This is a genomic window from Sphingoaurantiacus capsulatus (genome assembly GCF_042648405.1).
GTDB classification, from domain to species: Bacteria; Pseudomonadota; Alphaproteobacteria; order Sphingomonadales; family Sphingomonadaceae; genus Sphingoaurantiacus; species Sphingoaurantiacus capsulatus.
Window position 1 is genome coordinate 83,031 of the sequence record NZ_JBHRXV010000011.1, and the last position, 16,007, is coordinate 99,037.

The 16,007-nt window shown below is 67.3% G+C and carries 17 protein-coding genes; 5 read left to right on the plus strand and 12 right to left on the minus strand.

Going from position 1 to position 16,007, the window contains the following annotated elements:
• Window positions 1–75: 75 nt before the first annotated feature.
• Window positions 76–717, minus strand: coding sequence for a PEP-CTERM sorting domain-containing protein (locus ACFOMD_RS12520; protein ID WP_380861862.1), 642 nt, complete (start codon window positions 715–717; stop codon window positions 76–78).
• Between the two features lie 345 nt (window positions 718–1,062).
• On the opposite strand from ACFOMD_RS12520, the gene ACFOMD_RS12525 reads away from it, so the two are divergent.
• The gene (locus tag ACFOMD_RS12525) at window positions 1,063–1,344 is read left to right on the plus strand and encodes a hypothetical protein (protein ID WP_380861864.1); all 282 of its coding nucleotides are present in this window, start codon (window positions 1,063–1,065) and stop codon (window positions 1,342–1,344) included.
• A 4-nt stretch (window positions 1,345–1,348) separates the two neighbouring features.
• Here the strand turns inward: ACFOMD_RS12525 and ACFOMD_RS12530 are convergent, their stop codons facing one another.
• The 7 genes from ACFOMD_RS12530 to lptF all read right to left on the minus strand — a co-directional run bounded on the left by ACFOMD_RS12530 (window position 1,349) and on the right by lptF (window position 8,530).
• On the minus strand, window positions 1,349–1,534 hold the full coding sequence (locus tag ACFOMD_RS12530) for a hypothetical protein (protein WP_380861866.1): 186 nt from the start codon (window positions 1,532–1,534) through the stop codon (window positions 1,349–1,351).
• 11 nt (window positions 1,535–1,545) lie between these two features.
• Window positions 1,546–2,691, minus strand: a complete 1,146-nt coding sequence (locus ACFOMD_RS12535; protein ID WP_380861868.1) for an N-acetyltransferase — start codon at window positions 2,689–2,691, stop codon at window positions 1,546–1,548.
• Between the two features lie 7 nt (window positions 2,692–2,698).
• Window positions 2,699–3,430, minus strand: coding sequence for a sterol desaturase family protein (locus tag ACFOMD_RS12540; protein ID WP_380863439.1), 732 nt, complete (start codon window positions 3,428–3,430; stop codon window positions 2,699–2,701).
• A gap of 135 nt (window positions 3,431–3,565) precedes the next feature.
• Window positions 3,566–4,693 (minus strand): hypothetical protein, encoded by a 1,128-nt coding sequence (locus ACFOMD_RS12545; protein ID WP_380861870.1) that lies wholly within the window; start codon window positions 4,691–4,693, stop codon window positions 3,566–3,568.
• Window positions 4,690–6,213, minus strand: coding sequence for an oligosaccharide flippase family protein (locus ACFOMD_RS12550; RefSeq protein WP_380861872.1), 1,524 nt, complete (start codon window positions 6,211–6,213; stop codon window positions 4,690–4,692). Before ACFOMD_RS12550 ends, ACFOMD_RS12545 begins: the two co-directional genes overlap by 4 nt.
• Window positions 6,210–7,304, minus strand: coding sequence for an LPS export ABC transporter permease LptG (lptG, locus tag ACFOMD_RS12555; RefSeq protein WP_380861874.1), 1,095 nt, complete (start codon window positions 7,302–7,304; stop codon window positions 6,210–6,212). Before lptG ends, ACFOMD_RS12550 begins: the two co-directional genes overlap by 4 nt.
• A 2-nt stretch (window positions 7,305–7,306) precedes the next feature.
• Window positions 7,307–8,530 carry an LPS export ABC transporter permease LptF gene (gene lptF / locus ACFOMD_RS12560; RefSeq protein WP_380861876.1) on the minus strand — a complete coding sequence of 408 codons (1,224 nt, stop codon included), beginning with the start codon at window positions 8,528–8,530 and terminating at the stop codon, window positions 7,307–7,309.
• Window positions 8,531–8,637: 107 nt separating this feature from the next.
• On the opposite strand from lptF, the gene ACFOMD_RS12565 reads away from it, so the two are divergent.
• Genes ACFOMD_RS12565 through ACFOMD_RS12580 form a run of 4 tightly spaced genes read left to right on the plus strand, consistent with a single transcriptional unit; the run spans window position 8,638 to window position 11,496 of the window.
• A complete protein-coding gene (locus ACFOMD_RS12565; RefSeq protein WP_380861878.1) occupies window positions 8,638–9,177 on the plus strand; it encodes a DUF2141 domain-containing protein in 540 nt (179 codons plus the stop codon).
• Window positions 9,177–10,139 (plus strand): diacylglycerol/lipid kinase family protein, encoded by a 963-nt coding sequence (locus ACFOMD_RS12570; protein ID WP_380861880.1) that lies wholly within the window; start codon window positions 9,177–9,179, stop codon window positions 10,137–10,139. The genes ACFOMD_RS12565 and ACFOMD_RS12570 overlap by 1 nt, the downstream gene beginning before the upstream one ends.
• Window positions 10,136–11,053, plus strand: coding sequence for a hypothetical protein (locus tag ACFOMD_RS12575; RefSeq protein ID WP_380861882.1), 918 nt, complete (start codon window positions 10,136–10,138; stop codon window positions 11,051–11,053). The genes ACFOMD_RS12570 and ACFOMD_RS12575 overlap by 4 nt, the downstream gene beginning before the upstream one ends.
• Window positions 11,054–11,088: 35 nt before the next feature.
• Complete coding sequence (locus tag ACFOMD_RS12580; protein WP_380861884.1) at window positions 11,089–11,496, plus strand: hypothetical protein; 408 nt, start codon at window positions 11,089–11,091, stop codon at window positions 11,494–11,496.
• A gap of 261 nt (window positions 11,497–11,757) precedes the next feature.
• Here ACFOMD_RS12580 and spt read toward each other — a convergent pair whose 3' ends face one another.
• The 4 genes from spt to ACFOMD_RS12600 all read right to left on the minus strand — a co-directional run bounded on the left by spt (window position 11,758) and on the right by ACFOMD_RS12600 (window position 15,949).
• Window positions 11,758–12,969, minus strand: coding sequence for a serine palmitoyltransferase (gene spt / locus ACFOMD_RS12585; protein ID WP_380861886.1), 1,212 nt, complete (start codon window positions 12,967–12,969; stop codon window positions 11,758–11,760).
• 4 nt (window positions 12,970–12,973) lie between these two features.
• Complete coding sequence (locus ACFOMD_RS12590) at window positions 12,974–13,219, minus strand: acyl carrier protein (RefSeq protein ID WP_380861888.1); 246 nt, start codon at window positions 13,217–13,219, stop codon at window positions 12,974–12,976.
• A 68-nt stretch (window positions 13,220–13,287) separates the two neighbouring features.
• Complete coding sequence (locus tag ACFOMD_RS12595; protein ID WP_380861890.1) at window positions 13,288–14,181, minus strand: NAD-dependent epimerase/dehydratase family protein; 894 nt, start codon at window positions 14,179–14,181, stop codon at window positions 13,288–13,290.
• Between the two features lie 4 nt (window positions 14,182–14,185).
• Window positions 14,186–15,949, minus strand: a complete 1,764-nt coding sequence (locus ACFOMD_RS12600; protein ID WP_380861892.1) for a fatty acyl-AMP ligase — start codon at window positions 15,947–15,949, stop codon at window positions 14,186–14,188.
• Between the last annotated feature and the right edge of the window lie 58 nt (window positions 15,950–16,007).

Sequence of the window (16,007 nt, forward strand, 5' to 3'; positions counted from 1 at the left end):
TAAGGCAGACGCCCACCGCACGTCTACCCGCCGCTAACGAAAGCGGCCGGCGGATCACTCCGCCGGCCGGTCTTGTCAGCTGCGCTTGCGACGGCGCCGCGCCGCCGTCAGCGCGAGGACGCCGCTGCCGAGCAGCAGCAGCGCGCCCGGTTCGGGCACCTCGGCCGGGCCGGCGGCGGTGCCGAAGGTCAGGTCGCTGAACTTCACATAGGTGTTGGAATTGACGGCGTTCAGCGTGAACGACGAGAAGCCCGTGCTCGACGTGAAGCCGAAGAACGCCGTGGCAAAGGTCGTGTTCGGCACGTCGATGATCGTCGACAACACCGCCGAGTTGAGCGCGACCGTGTCGCCGCCCGGTTCGGTGGTGAACAGGTCGATGCCGAGCGCGGTGATCGGCGTGTCGAAGGTGAAGGTCACCGTGCCGCCCCGCGAGAAGGTCAGGATATCGCCGAGGCCCCAGTTACCGATCCCGTAGAACAAGCTGTCCTGGATGAAGACGGCGTTGCCCGGATCCACCATCGTATAGCCGTTGCCGTTGTACTGATTGCCGAAATAGCTCTGGCTGCCGCTCGGCGAGATGCCCTCGTAAGTGTCGGTCGTGCTCGACGACAGCGCTGCCGAAAAGCTCGCCCGATCGGTGTAGCTGACCACCGCCGCCTGCGCCGAAACGCTCGCAACGAGAGCCGTTGCGCCGAGAAGCGCGTGTGAAAACTTCATGCTGATGCCCCCTCAACGGCGCGCAGCCTCCTGCCGAACGCCGAAATCCGCCGCTCGACCGAGCGGCGGTCACACAACGCAAAAACCGATCCGGTGCGTGGTGGCCGCGCGTGAAGGCGATGCCGGGCATGTGCGGCATCGCCCTGAACGACGCGCCGCTTCCAGATATGGCAGTGGGAGTGCAAAAATCGCGCCACCGATATTTTTCAGATGGTTAACGGATTCCGGCGTGGCCGATTGTAAAGCCTGCCGACGCAAGCCCGAGCGCTGACAACATCGCTTCGCCCTCCAGCCAAATCGCGTTACATTCTTCCTGTCGCCGTTCAGGGGCGAGGGAGACGGATGATGATGCGCGCGGTTCTTGCGGGTCTGGTGATGATGGCGCTGCCGGTCGAACTGGCGGCACAGGCGACGACGGCGGCGACGACCGAACCCGGTCGCGGCGCGACCGAGGAGAAGATCTGCAAGAAGCGGCTCGAGATCGGCTCGCTGGTTCGCAAGAAGAAGGAATGCTGGACCAAGGCGGAGTGGGAGCGCATCGCCGAGACGGAGCAGAAGGGCGCCAAGCGTACCCAGGACGAGCTGATGGGCGGCATGCGCTGCGACGCGGCGGTCCAGCCCTGCTGAGCGGCTAGCGCGCCTCCAGCGCGAATTTCGGCGTTCGCTTGCCCTTTGTGCGGCTGGTCAGGTGAACTTGGCCGCAGCGGTCGCAGCGATAGGGGCGCAGCGGCACGTCGGCATTCGCGGCGACCTGCAGCGCGTCCGGGTAGGCGGCGAAGCGGGTTTTCCGGCGGCAGACGCTGAGCTTGGTGCGCATGGCGCGCAGCTTTAGAGCGCGCGTTCGTAGATGCGGTAGGTCTTGCTCACCCTGGCGTCGATCACGTCGGCGATCGAGCGCATCGGGCCGTTGTCTTCCAGCACCCAGCCGAAGTCGCCGCGCACCGCGCCGAACACGCTGGTCGCGTCGCGGCGGATATGCTCGATCAGCATCAGCGCCATCATCGAGGCGAAGCGCGAGCCCTGCTGCGACTTGCGCACGCCCATCAGCGGCACGCGCATCCGGGTGACGCGCGGCTTGCGCAGCCGCCACAGCAGCTTCGCCCAGCCGAACGGCAGCAGATTGCCGTTGAGGTCGGCGGTCAGCTCGTTGATGTCGGGCAAGGTGATCATGAAGGCCACCGGCTCGCCGTCGAGCTCGGCGATGCGCACCAGCCCTTCGAACACGATGGGCTTCAGCTTCTTGCCGACATAGGCGACCTCGGACGGGGTCAAGGGCACGAAACCCCAATTGTCCGACCAGGCGTCGTTGAGGATGTCGAGGATCAGCGCGGCTTCCTCAGCGAAGCGCGATTTGTTGACCTTGCGGATGCGGATACGCTCGTTGCGCTCGCCGAGCGCGACGATGCGGTCGAACTTGTCGGTGAAGCCGGCGGCGATCGGCAGATCGTAGGTGAGGAGGTCCTTCACCCCGCGATAGCCCTGCGCCTCGATCAGCGCGGCATAATAGGGGAGGTGGTGCCCCATCATCACCGTCGGCGAATCATTAAAGCCGTCGACCAGCAGCCCGGGCTCGTCCCAGATCGACAGGCTGAACGGCCCCAATGCGCGGGTCATGCCCTCGGCGCGCAGCCAGGCCTCGGCGGTATAGAGCAGCGCCTTGGCGACCGCGGGGTCGTCGATCGTCTCGAACATGCCCCACTGGCCGGTGCCGGCGCCCATATGCTGGAGGACGAGATCGTCGACCTGCGCCGAGACGCGGCCGACCACCTCGCCATCCCGCTCGGCCAGCCAGAAGCGGGCGCGGGCATGCTCGAACCAGGGATTGGACTTCGGCCCGCCGATCAGCCCGTGCATCTCCGCCTTCAACGGCGGACGCCACATCGGGTCGTTGCGGTAGAGCGCGAAGGGCAGCTCGACGAAGCGCTTCCGGTCGGCCGCGGTTTCGACCGGCCGGATCACGATATCCCCCGCCATGAAGCGCTTACGCCGCCTTGCGATCGTTGGCGTCATCCTCGCCGCGGCGGCGCGGGTGGCTGGTCTCGACGCCGCCCGACATCTTCGCGACCCACGGATAGGTCTGCGACACTTCGGGCGTGTAGCCGAGGTTGAACACCGTCGGGCTCTTCTTGGGCCGCTCCGGCCGGTCATAGAGCGTGCCGAACGCCTTGTCCCAGACGAAGCTGGTGATGCCGAAATTGCCGGTCTCGTCGTGGAAGTGATGCGCCATGTGACGCGACTTCATCTCGGCGAGCAGCTTGTTCTTCGGCTTGTACGACAGATGCTGGATGCAGTGCGCGAACTCGTAGACGCAGGTGGTCAGCAGGCCGGCCGCGAATGCCGCCGCCGCGCCGCCGACGCCGCCGATGGCGTAGCCGAACGGGATCGAGACAAGCGCGATGGTCGGCAGCGTCGTGTAGAGCGCGCCGAACAGGATCTCGAGATGGTTCGGATCCTGATGGTGATCATAATGGATGCGCTTCCAGGTGCGCGCGGTCAGCGGCGACTTGAACATCCACTGGCCGTGCAGGACGTAGCGGTGGATGACGTACCAGGCGAGCGGGTAGAACACGACCGCGACGGCGACCGACGCCAGCGCGCGCAGCGGCGTCGTCGGATAGACGATTGCCACATAGGTCGCGGCGGCGGCGAACAGCAGATACGCCTGAATGGCGTAGTACTGGAAATAGGCGACCACCAGCTCGCGCAAGGTCATCTTGTCGAGGTGGTGCGTGCGGTTCCAGAACCCGAAACGCGGTACAGCGGCTTTCACCAGGCAATCCTAACAATCTGTTCAGGCGGCAGAAGCCACCAGTCTATGTATGGCATATGGAAACGCATCGCGGCAGTTTTAGGGCATTTCCGGGTCGCCGATAAGCTGCCTGATCTGCGACGCCGCGCGATCGGCCGCGCCGTCGCTCTCGCCGAACGAGGCCGCGACCGCCGCGCGTTGTTGCTGGAGATAGGAAGCGTGGCGATCGGCGGCAACCGTGACCGCCTGAAGTACCATCTCCGGCGTGCAGACATCGCCGAGCGTCCAGAAGGCATAATTGGGGTCGCCTTCCCAGCGCACGCCATGCGCATTGACGAACACGCAGGGGCGCGGATCGGCGAGGAATTCATAGACCTGGCTGGAGACGTCGCCGAGGTAGATGTCGGCGCCGATCGCGTAGCTCATGTCGAGCAGCCGGTCGGAGCCGAGGTCGACGATGACCTTGCCGTCCTCCGCCAGCGCCTCCCACTGCATGCGCTCGGCGGGCGTCGCGTCCTCGAAGGCGCGGATGTGCGGGGCAAGCACGAGGTTGAAGCGATCCTGCGCGCGGAACGCCGCGACGATCGCCTCCGCCTGCATCAGCGAGGACAGTTCGCGCTTGAAATGCGGGTTGTAGAAGATCGTCGGCCGGTCGTTGTCAAACAGCTTCGGCGCCTGCCCGCGCAGCTGGCGCATCAGGTCGAGCTTCAGATAGCCGACCTCGGCGAGATCCTCGCGGCGAACGACGCCGCAGTCGACCATTCGCTCGGCGTTCTTCGGGCCGGCGACGATCACCTTGTCGAACAATGCCATGCGCTTTTCGATCGAGATGGCGCGGTCGCCGGCGCCATGCGGGATCAGCACCATCTTCGCATCGTAGAGGCCGAAATGGCGGAGGATGCTCGACGAGCATTCGGCAGTGACCAGTGCGTCGAAGCCGGCGAGTTCGCGGCGGTGGCGCAACAGTGCCGGCAGCTTGCGCGCGCTGGCGCGGCCGCTGATCCGCGCGGCGAGGCCGCCCCACCACGGCGTGTCGAACGGGCGGATGTCGGGCGGCGGCGCGTCATAGGCGGCGTAGACGCGCTCGATGAGGGCGGCGGAGCGCTCGCCCGAGACGAGGTTGACCACCTGCACGTCCCGAGCGGCCTTCGCCAGCGCGGCGGCGGCGGGGGCGGCGTGGAACACATGGTGCGGCCCGCCGATGTAAAGGAAGGCGACCGACTTCATCGGGTGAGCTTCAGCCGGCGGCCGATGCCGCCCAGCGCCTCGCGGTCGGTGGCGGAGAGGCCGAAGCGCAGGCCGATCCACGTCGAGACGACGAACAGCAGCAGCACGACCGCGGCCTCGACGCGGTCACCGAGCGGCGCGGTCGCCCGATCGGCGCCCCACATCAGCGCGCCGGTGGCCGCCGAGATGGCGAGGCCCTGCCACATCCGGCCGGTGAAGGTGCGCAGCCCATCGGCGATTCGCACCTCGGCGATGGCGAGCAGCGCCGCGACGCTCCAGCCCGCCGCCACCGCGATCGCCATGCCGGTGCCGGCGAGGTCGGGCACGAGGACGAAGGAGAGGGCGGTCCAGACGGCGAGGCCGACGAGCGCGTTGAGCAGGGGAAGGCCGCGATGGCCGGTGGTTTCGAGCACCGGGCCGGCGGCGCCGATCACCGTTTCCACCGCGCGGCCGATGACCAGCGCGACGAGGATGGGGAAGGCTCCTTCCGCACCGGGGCCGAACAGGTCGAGGATCTGGTCGCCGAGCAGGATCAGCGCCACGGCGAGCGGCAGCACCAGCACCGTCGAGAGGCGGGTGGAGAAGGCGTAGAGCGGCTGGATCGCCGTGCGGTCGACGGCGGCCTGGGCCGAGGCGAGGGGGGCCATCACATAGAGGAAGGTCAGCCGGATGATCTGCGGGATCGAGGCGATCTTGCGCGCGATGCCGTAGAGGCCCGCCGCCGTGGCGCCGCCGGCGCCGGGGACCATCAGGTTGAGGAGGATCGGCGGGCCGTCCTGGAAGATGCGGCGGCTGATGTTCGCCGGCAGCACCGAGAAGCCGGAGAGCAGCAGGTCGGCCAGCGCTGCCCGGTCGAACGGCGCGCGCCACGCGAGCCTGAGGTCATAGTAGCGGGCGAGCAGGCGCAAGGAGAGCCCGGCGGTGACGAACAGCGAGCCGAGGTGCGCGATCAGCAGCCCGAGGGTGCGGAAGCCCGCGGCGAACAGCGCCAGCGCGAGGGCCAAGCGCACCACCTGTTCCCAGAAGATGCGCAGGCGGATCTCGGGGCCGAAAGCACGACGCGCGCGCAGGGCCGAGGTCGCGATCTCGACGAAGGTCCACAACGGCAGCGCCCAGGCGAAGAGCATGATGCCGGTGGCGAGCGCCGGGCGGTCCTTGGGCGCCACGTTGATCAGCTCGGCAAGCGGCGCGGCGGCGAGGCTGGTGGCGAGCGCCAGGACGACGCTCGGCAGCACGCCGATGATCAGCGCCAGCTTCAGCGCGGCGTGCGCGCGCGTCTCGCTGTCGGCCTGCGGCACCACCCGCTGCAGCGCGCTGGTGAACCCCATATCGACGCAGTTGGAGACGAGGTTCACCCACGCCCACAGCACGGTATAGAGCCCGTAGGTCGCGATGCCGAACAGCCAGGTGTAGATCGGCTGCGTCAGCGCATCAATCAGCGCGCCCATCCGCGACAGCGCCACCGAGCCGGCGCCGCGGGCGACATCCTGCTTCCCAAGAGCGGTAGGTGTGTCCGTCATTCCTCGGTGCGGAACAGCACCGCTTCCCCGATGAGGAAGAACAGGAGGAAGGGCGCCCAGGCGGCGAGCACCGGCGGCGCGGCGCCGAACTGGCCCATCGCGAGCATGAAATTGTCCGCGACGAAATAGGCAAAGCCGAGGCCCATGCCGACGACGGTGCGGATGAACAGCTTGCCCGAGCGCGCGAGGCCGAAGGCGGCGACGGCGCCCAAGAGGGGCATCAGCAGCGCCGACAGCGGCCCGGAAATCTTGTGGTGGAGCCCGGCAACGAGCGTATCGACCGGCCGCCCGGCGGCGCGCACTTCGCGGATGGCGTGGCGCAGCTCGAAGAAGCTGGTCTGGTCGGGATCGACCGCGGTGGCGGTGAAGCGCGCCGGGTCGATGCCTTCCTGGACCTCGAACCGCGGCATTACTTCCTGCCGGCCGCGCTGAACGTCGAAGCGGCGGACGCCCTCCAGCACCCAGCCGGTGGCGGTGGGGCGGGCGCTTTCCGCATGGGTGATGGTGCGCAAGGCGCCGCCGGTGCGGTCATAGGCGGTGACGTCGGTCAGCCGCGTATTCATGCCGAGGCCGCTCACCACCTGTGCGTGGAACAGCATGCCGCCTTCGCGCACCCAGGCCTCGCTTCCGGTCGTCGCGACGGCGGGCAGCTTGCCATATTCGACGCGTTCCCAGGCATTGAGTTCGCGGTTGGTGTTGACCAGCACCGTCTCGCTGAACAGGAAATGCACGGCCGCGATGCCGAAGGCGACGGCGACGAGCGGGGCCAAAATCTGGTGCGCCGAGATGCCGGCGGCCTTGAAGATGACGATCTCGCTGTTCTGGTTGAGCGTGGCGAGGGTCACGAGCGTCGCTAGCAGCACCGAGAAGGGCAGGAACTGGTTGATCAGCTGCGGGATGCGCAGGGTCACGTAGCGCCAGAGCTCCGGATTGCCGTTGCCGTCGACCGCGAGGATCTTCGAGCTTTCGGTCAGCAGGTCGAGCGTCTGCAGGATCACCGTGAGGGTCAGCAGGAACGCCAGCACGCGCACCGCGAACAGCTTCGCCGTGTAGAGCGCAATGGTGCGCGAGGGGAGGGAGAAGGAAACCATTTTCAACCCGCCGACAGCGCGTCGTCGCGCCAGTTCTCGCGGCGGCGAACCAGCCGGGTGATCTTCGCCGCGAGGGTGCCGAACGCCTTGTCGAGCGAGCCGATCGGCTGGCCGCCCGGCTTGAAGGCGAGAACATAGTAGAGCCAGACGCAGAGCAGCGAGAACACCGCGAAAGTGCTCCATTGCGCAATGAAGGGATCGGCTTTACCGGCGGCACCAAGCCGTTCGCCGTACTCGGAAATCTCGTTGTAGACGATGACGATCACCAGGCTCAGGAACACGCCCAAGGCCGACGACGATCGTTTGGGCGGCACGGCGAGCGCGACGGCGAGCAGCGGCAGCACCGCCACCACCAGCACCTGCACCAGCCGGCGATGGAAATTGGCGATGCTCTCCGCACGCGTCTTCGGGTCGGCGCTGGCGTCGCGGCCGACGCGGGCGAGTTCGGGCAAGGTGCGCTCCTGATCGTCCTCGTCGCCGCGGGCGCGGAAGGCGTCGATCCGCGGCAGGTCGATCGGCAGATCGTGAACGGCGAAGCTCAGCACGCGCGGGGCGCGATAGCCGGGCGCATTGTGGACGAGCACACCGTTGTTGAGGCGCAGCAGGATGACGTCGGGGTCGTCGGTGGCGAGGAAGGTGCCGCGCTCGGCGCTCACCGCCAGCGACTTGCCGGACTGGGATTCGGCACGGACGAAGATTCCTTCGAGGTCGCGGCCCTGATTGTGGCTTTCTTCGACCCGCAGCATCATGCGCTTGCCGAGCTTGGCGAACTCACCGACCTTGATCGAAGCGCCGAGCGCACCCGACCGCAATTCGAACTGCAGCCCCTCATAGGCATAGCGCGTGTAGGGCTGGATGAAGCCGACGATGACCAGCGTCAGCAGGCCGAGCGCCGCGGCATAGAGATAGGGCACGAACAGCAGCCGGTTGTAGGAGATGCCGACCGCCCGCAACGCATCCAACTCGCTGGAAAGCGCCAGTTTTCGGAACGCCAGCAGGATGCCGAGCAGCAGGCCGATCGGGATGCCCAAGCCGAGATATTGCGGGATGAGATTGCCAAGCATCGCCCAGACGACGTTCACCGGCCCGCCCTCGTTCACCACGAAGTCGAACAGCTTCAGCATCTTTTCGAGCAGAAGCAGCATCGCCGAAATGACCAGCGTCGCCAGCAGCGGCAACGCGATCAGGCGGGCGAGATAGCGGTCGAAGCGCGTGAAGAGACGCAAGTTTTCGTCGCCCTCTCGTCAAACTTTGGCCGCATCCGGCCACCATATGGCGGATCAACAGCGCGAGGCTGAGCGGGCAGCGTATAGCCCGCTGGAGGTTTAAGGTCATGAAGAAATCGCTCGGACGCAGCGCCCTGACGCTCGCTGCCGCGACGTTCACCCTTGCGGCCGCTTCTGCCGCTACGCCTGCCCATGCTCAAGAGATTCTCGGGCCGGATGCGGCTGCGTGCCGCGCCGGGACGACCGGCCCCTCGGCCTTGGTGCGCATCTACGGCTTCAAGGACCGCGGCGGAAACCTGCGCGTCCAGCTCTACGGCAACAACCCGGACCAGTTCCTGGCGAAGGGCAATTGGCTGAAGCGCATCGAATTGCCGATCGTCGCCGACGGCGACATGAACGTCTGCGTCGAGCTGCCGAGCTATGGCGACTATGCCATCGCCGTGCGCCACGACCGCGACGCCAACGGCAAGAGCGGCTGGAACGACGGCGGCGGCTTTTCGGGCAACCCGAAGCTGTCGCTGGGCAATCTGAAGCCGGACTATGAGGATACGTCGTTCGCGGCGGGGCAGGGAGTCGTCGTGGTTGACGTTATCATGAATTATCGCAACGGCTTGTCGATCAAGCCCGTCGTCGCGAAGCGCGATTGATGGCGCTGATCGCCCTTCTGTCCAATCCGCGCTCGACCGGCAACCGGGCGATCCTTCCGCAGGTGCGGGAGTTCGTTGCCGCGCACCCGAACATCTTCCACTTCGAGGTGCAGGACGTGTCCGAGGTGCCCGAGGCGCTGGAGACGATCGCGCGGGTGCAGCCGGCGGTGCTGGTCATCAACGGCGGTGACGGCACCGTGCAGGCGGCGCTGACCGAGCTGTATCATGGCGGGCACTTCGCCGGCTCGCCGCCGCCGGTGGCGGTGCTGCCCAACGGCAAGACCAATTTGATCGCATTGGACCTCGGCGCCGCGGGCAATCCGCTCGAGGCGCTGAAGCAGATTCTTGCCATCGTCGAGGCGGATGTGAACCCGCATGTGGTCGCGCGCCAGCTGATCGCGCTGTCGGACGGGCAGAACACCCGGCCGGTGCTCGGCATGTTCCTCGGCGGCGCCGGGCTGGCCGAAGGCATATTGTTCTGCCGCAACAAGGTCTATCCGCTCGGCCTGCCGAACTGGCTCAGCCATTTGATCACCGTGATGGCGCTGTTCCTCGGCCTGTTCATCGGTGGCAAGCTGTCGCCGCTGCGGCCGAGCCCGGTACAGATTTCGGTGCACCGCGAGGGCGAGCTGTCGGGACGCTTCTTCCTGCTGATGGTGACGACGCTCGAGCGCTTGCTGCTCAACATGCGCTCGCACGGCGCCGACCGCTCGGGCTCCTTGAAGCTGATGGCGATCGAGCAGCAGCGCGGCACGGTGTTCAGGACCGCGATCAACGCGATCTTCGGCCGGCTCGACAAGAGCCGCTTCGACGGCTTCCACCTGAAGCGCGGCGACGAGATCCGCATCGAGGGCGACAAGCCGAGCGTGATCCTCGACGGCGAAATCTTCCAGGCCGCCGCCGGCCGGGCGATCGTGCTGACCCCGACCGCGCCGGTGCCCTTCCTCAGCCTCGCGGCGTGACCGAACTGCGGACCCGCGTCGCGGCCGAGCTTGAGGCGCCGGTCGCCGAGGAGGTGCGCGAGTTCGCGGCGGAGGTGGCGGCGAAGTATGGCGCGGCGTCGCAGGCGGTGCTGTTCTACGGATCGTGTCTCTGGTCGAAGCAGCTCGACGGGCTGATGCTCGATTTCTACCTGCTGGTCGACGACTATGGCCGCGCCTACGGCAAGCGCTGGCTGGCGGCGGCCAACCGGCTGATCCCGCCCAATGTCTTCTATGCCGAGCAGGGCAATCTGCGCGCGAAATACGCAGTGCTGACCGTCGACGACTTCGCGCGGCTGGCGTCGGCGCGGACGCGCAATGTGTCGGTGTGGGCGCGGTTTGCGCAGCCGTCGGCGCTGGTGTGGGCGCGCGATGACGCGGCACGGGATCGCGTGGTCGCGGCGGTGGCGCAGGCGGCACCGGCGTTGCTGGCGGCGGCGCGGCCGTTGTTGCCGGCCAAGCTCGACATGCGCGAGTTGTGGACCCGGGCGTTCGCGCTGACCTACGACGCCGAACTGCGGTCGGAGAAGGCGGGACGGGGCGTCACGCTCTATGACACCGCGCCCGAGCGTTATCGCGACATCACCGGGCCTGCACTGGCCGCTGCGGGCATTTCCGCGCGGGTCGCGGGCGAGACGGTGGAGCTGCTCAACAGCGCCGATCCGGCAGCGGGCGAGCGCCAATGGGCGCGGCGGCGGCTGGAGGGCAAGCTGCTGTCGGCGGTGCGCTTGATCAAGGCCAGCCTGACCTTCGATGGCGGGATCGACTATCTGGCGTGGAAGATCACCCGCCACTCAGGCGTCGAGGTGGCGATCACGCCGTGGCAGCGCCGCCATCCGATCCTCGCCGGGCTGCTGCTGCTGCCGCAATTGAAGCGCAAGGGCGCGGTGCGGTGAGTTTTCGGGCCGCATCCGGAATGATAGGATGCGGCGTGCTTCGATCGGTTTTCCTGCTGCTTTCCCTTGGGCTTGCGCTACCGGCGCAGGCCGAGGACAGGATGGACGCCTATCGCGAGAAGACGCGGGTGGTCGCCAAGGTCTCTGACTGCCTCAAGGCCGCGAAGCCTGACGAGATCGTCGTGTGCGGACGGAAGCAGATCAATTTGCGTTACCGCCTGCCGTCGACGGGGCCGAAACCGGGGACGGCCTCAGCGCGAACGGTGGGCGAGGAGCGCTTCACGCTTCAGCAATATCGCGCGGAGGGCGGCAGCGGGTCATGCACCACCGTCGGGCCGAACGGGCTGATGGGCTGCGTGATGAAAGAGATCCGCGAGGAACAGGAGCGCGGCGAGCCGGGGCTGATCCGCCGGGTGCTGACCTATCTCGATCCGGACGAGTAGGGCGCTTTCGCCTCCCCAAACACTGTCGTCATTCCGGCGAAGGCCGGAATCCATGCGGCGGTCTGTATGGATTCCGGCCTTCGCCGGACGGCGTAGGGAGTGAATGACGATAATATGGGTGGCTGAATGTTGGGCCCGTTTCGGTCGTCCCTTGCCCAAACCAATCGTCATACCGGCGAAAGCCGGTATCCAGTCGATGGTCGGTCTGGATACCGGCTTTCGCCGGTATGACGGGATGGTGCGTGTTAGCGGGTAGGAGGCTCAGGCGTCGAGCGGCAGCCCCGTCACCTTGGCCGCTGCGGCGAAGCGCTCGATGATCGTCGCGATCTGCTCCGACGTATGCTCGGCGCAGATCGAGCAGCGGAGGAGGTAGATGCCGGCAGGCGTCGCGGGCGGGCGGGCCATGTTGACGTAGACGCCGAGGTCGATCAGCGCCGACCACATGCGCGCGGTCGATTCCTGGTCGGGCATCAGCACCGCGATGATCGCGCTTTCGGGCGTCTTGGTCGCGAGCGTGAAGCCCGCCGCCGTCAGCCCGCCGTGCAACTGCCGGGTATTTTCCCACAGATGCTGGCGCTTGTTGTGGCTGTGCATCAGCTTGCGGATCGAGGTCGCGGCGCAGGCCATGACCGCGGGCGGCAGCGACGCGGTGAAGGTGTAGGGGCGGCAGACCAGCCGCAGGATCTCGAACTTCGGATGGTTCGAGACGCAGAAACCCCCGACCGTGCCGACCGACTTGGAGAAGGTGCCGACCACGAAATCGATGTCGGCCTCGACACCCGCCGCCTCATAGACGCCGCGGCCATGCTCGCCGAAGAAGCCCATGCCGTGCGCCTCGTCGACGAGGATCATCACGTTCGGGTGCGCCTTTGCGGCGGCGACCATTTCCTTCAGCGGCGCGATGTCGCCGAGCATCGAATAGACGCCTTCCAGCACCACCAGCTTGTTGGCTTCGGGGGGCAGGCGGCCGAGACGCTTCGACAGATCCTCGACCGAATTGTGGCGGAAGCGGACGATGTCGGCGTTGCCCATCGCGCAACCGTCGTAGATCGAGGCGTGGCTGTCGGCGTCGAGCACGACATAGTCGCCGCGCCCGGCGAGCGTCGCCACCATGCCGAGATTGGCCTGATAGCCGGTCGAGAACACCATCGCATGTTCGGTGCCGTAGAACTCGCGCAGCGCGTCCTCGACTTCCTTGTGCGTCTGGTAGGTGCCGTTCAGCACGCGGCTGCCGGTGGTGCCGGCGCCGAAGCGCTTCAGCGCGTCCTCGCCCGCGGCGATGACGTCCGGGTCGAACGTCATGCCCATGTAGTTGTAGGTGCCGACGAGGATGGTGTCCTTGCCGTTGATGACAGCCTCGGTCGGCGACTTCACTTCGTCCATGACGATGGCGAAGGGGTCGCGCACGCCGCTGCCGAGCAGTGCTTCGCGCTCCGCAATCAGGCCGTCGAACTTGGAAAGCAGATCGGTCACGGTCTTATTTGTCCGTCATTCTGGCGACAGCGTCGGCGACCTGGCCGACCGTCTCCAGTTCGGGGAGCAGGTTCAGCGGGATCACGATGTCCCACTCGTCCTCGATGTTGGCGACGAGGTCCATCACGGTCAGCGAGTCGAGCTCGAGATCGTTGGCGAAACTGGTGTTTTCCTCGACGGCGATGCCCTTCTTGTTCAAGGGGGCGATCAGATCGGCGAGGCGGGTGAAAATAGCGGCGCGGTCAGGCATGGGCCGGCTCCTTATGGATCGTTGCCGCGGATGCCAAGACTTTGTGGCGACCCCGCGGCAGGAAGGCGTCAGAGCCAGCCGGCGTCGCGATACCAGGCGGCTGTCATCGCCAATCCCTTATCGATGGAGACGGCGGGCGACCAGCCGGGAATGGCGGGGCCGCGCGACACCCAGTCGGGATGCGCGAAATAACGGGCGCGGTCGAAGCTCAACTTGGGCAGCCGGCCACGCACATTGCTGATCGCGGTATCGACTGCCGCGCCGACCAGCATCGCCGCCTTCGGCGCGCGCAGCACCAAGGGACGCTTGCCGACCGCCGTGCCGATGCGGCGGGCGAGGTCGCCATGCTCGTAGCCGCCGGGGTGGCCGTCGTCGGGCTCATACATGCCCGTTGCATCCCGGGTCGCCAAGGCGAGCAGCGCGGCGGCGAGGTCATCGGCGTGGATGAAGGAGGCGTGGCCGGCCCACGGCACCAGCGCGAGGCCGTGCTTCGCCATGCGGAACAGCTCGAGCGTCTCGCGGTCGCCGGGGCCGTAGACGGCGGGCGGGCGGACGATCGCAAAGTCGAGGTCGGAAGCGGGGAACAGCGCCTCGGAGCGCGCCTTGCTGGCGCCGTAGCCGGACAGGGCGGGTTCGCGTGCGGCGAGCGAGGAGACATGGACGAAGCGACGGATGCCCGCCGCCTTCGCCGCGTCGATCATCACCTGCGTGCCGGCGACATTGCCGGCGTCGAACTCGGCCGGGGTGCGGGCATTGATGACGCCCGCGACATGGATGATCGCATCGACGCCGCCGCAGAGATCGCCACAGCCGGAGAGATCGCCGGAAATCCAGTCGATGCCGTCCGACGCGTCCTGCGGACGACGCGTCAGCGCGCGGACTTTATGCCCGCGCTCGACGGCGAGTTTCAGAAGACGCTGCCCGACGAATCCCGTGCCGCCGGTGACAGCGAGGGTGGCCATCAGCTCAGGCGGCGACGTCGAACGGCTGGATTTCGCCCGACAGGTAGAGCGTGCGCGCCTTGGAGCGGCTGAGCTTGCCCGAGCTTGTGCGGGGCAGGGTGCGCGGCGGCACCAGCTCGACGACGCAGGTCATGCCGGTGATGGTGCGGACCTTCGACTTGATCGCCTCGCGCAGGTTGGCGCGCTCGGCCGGGTCACTGGTGCGGCACTGGACCAGCACCGCCGGCGCTTCCTCGCCCGAGGAGGTGGTGATCGAGAAGGCGGCGATGTCGCCGGCCTTGAAGCCCGGCAGCTGCTCGATCGCCCACTCGATGTCCTGCGGCCAGTGGTTCTTGCCGTTGATGATGATCATGTCCTTGGCGCGACCCACGATGTGGATGTAGCCGTCGACGAGGTAGCCCATGTCGCCGGTGTCGAGCCAGCCGTCCTTCAGGCAGGCGGCAGTCGACACTTCGTCGCGGAAATAGCCGACCATCACCGACGGGCCGGAGACAAACACGCGGCCGATATTGCGGTCGGGCAGCAGCTCGCCGGCCTCGTCGCGAATCTCGATGGTGTGGCCCGGGACGGCCTTGCCGCAATTGACGATGGCGCGATAGCGCGTCGGGCGGTCGGCGTCCTCGGCGGGCGCCTCGGCATGGCCTTCGCCGGCGAGCAGCCGCTCGTCGACGAGATCGATGACGATGCCTTCGCCCGGCGGCATCACCGAGACGGCGAGCGTCACTTCGGCGAGGCCGTAGCTCGGCAGGAACGCCTTGGCGCTGAAGCCCGCCGGCGCGAAGGCGTCGACGAACGCCTGCATCACGTCGGGGCGGATCATGTCGGCGCCGTTGCCGGCAACGCGCCAGCGCGACAGGTCGAACTTGCTCGCCGCGTCGGTCTGGCTCGATACGCGGCGCGCGCAGATATCGTAGCCGAAGGTCGGGCTGTACGACATCGCATGGCCGTCGACGCGGCTGATCAGGGTCAGCCACGACAGCGGCCGGCGCGCGAAATCCTCGGTCGCGAGATAGTCGACCGACATCTGGTTGGCGACCGGCGACAGGAAGCAGCCGACGAGGCCCATGTCATGATACCAGGGCAGCCACGACACCAGGCGGTCGTCGTCCTGTGCCTTCATGCTGCTCGCGTGGCAGAACAGATTGTTGAGCAGCGCGGCATGGGTGACGGCAACACCGTGCGGGAAGCGCGTCGAGCCGCTCGAATACTGCAGATAGGCGATATCGTCGGTCTTCGCCTGCGGCAACGCGGCGTCCGGCGCCGGCTTCTCGCTGTAGCTCGCCCAATCCTCTGACCGGGCATGCGGCAGCGCGGCAGCCGCCTCGGCAACCATCGCCTGCAGCCCCGGCGGGCTCAGCACCAGCGCGGGGTCGCAGCTGATCAGCTGGTTGCGGATCTGCTCGATATAGCCCTCACGGCCGCCGAACGAGGTCGGCAGCGGCAGCGGCACCGGCCAGGCGCCGGCATAGACGACGCCGAAGAACATCGCGGCGAACTCGGGGCCGGTCTCGGCGATCAGCGCGACGCGGTCGCCGACGCCGATGCCGTCGGCGATCAGGCGGCGCGCCTGCACCAGCGCATCGGCGCGCAGCTCGGCGAAGGTGTAGCTGCGCACCAGCGTGGCGCGCGCGTCGAAGAAGTTGAAACCCCGGATGCCGGTCGCGGCATAGTCCAGCGCATCGCCCAGCGTCGCGAAATCGGCGAGGCGGCGAGGGAGGTCGTCGCGCGTGGGCGTGACGGCTTCGTCGCGGGTGGTGGACTGCAGCAAGACCCGTGTCTCCTAAACTCACTCGGGCGGATCGATGCCTCGTTCCGCCGAACGACCC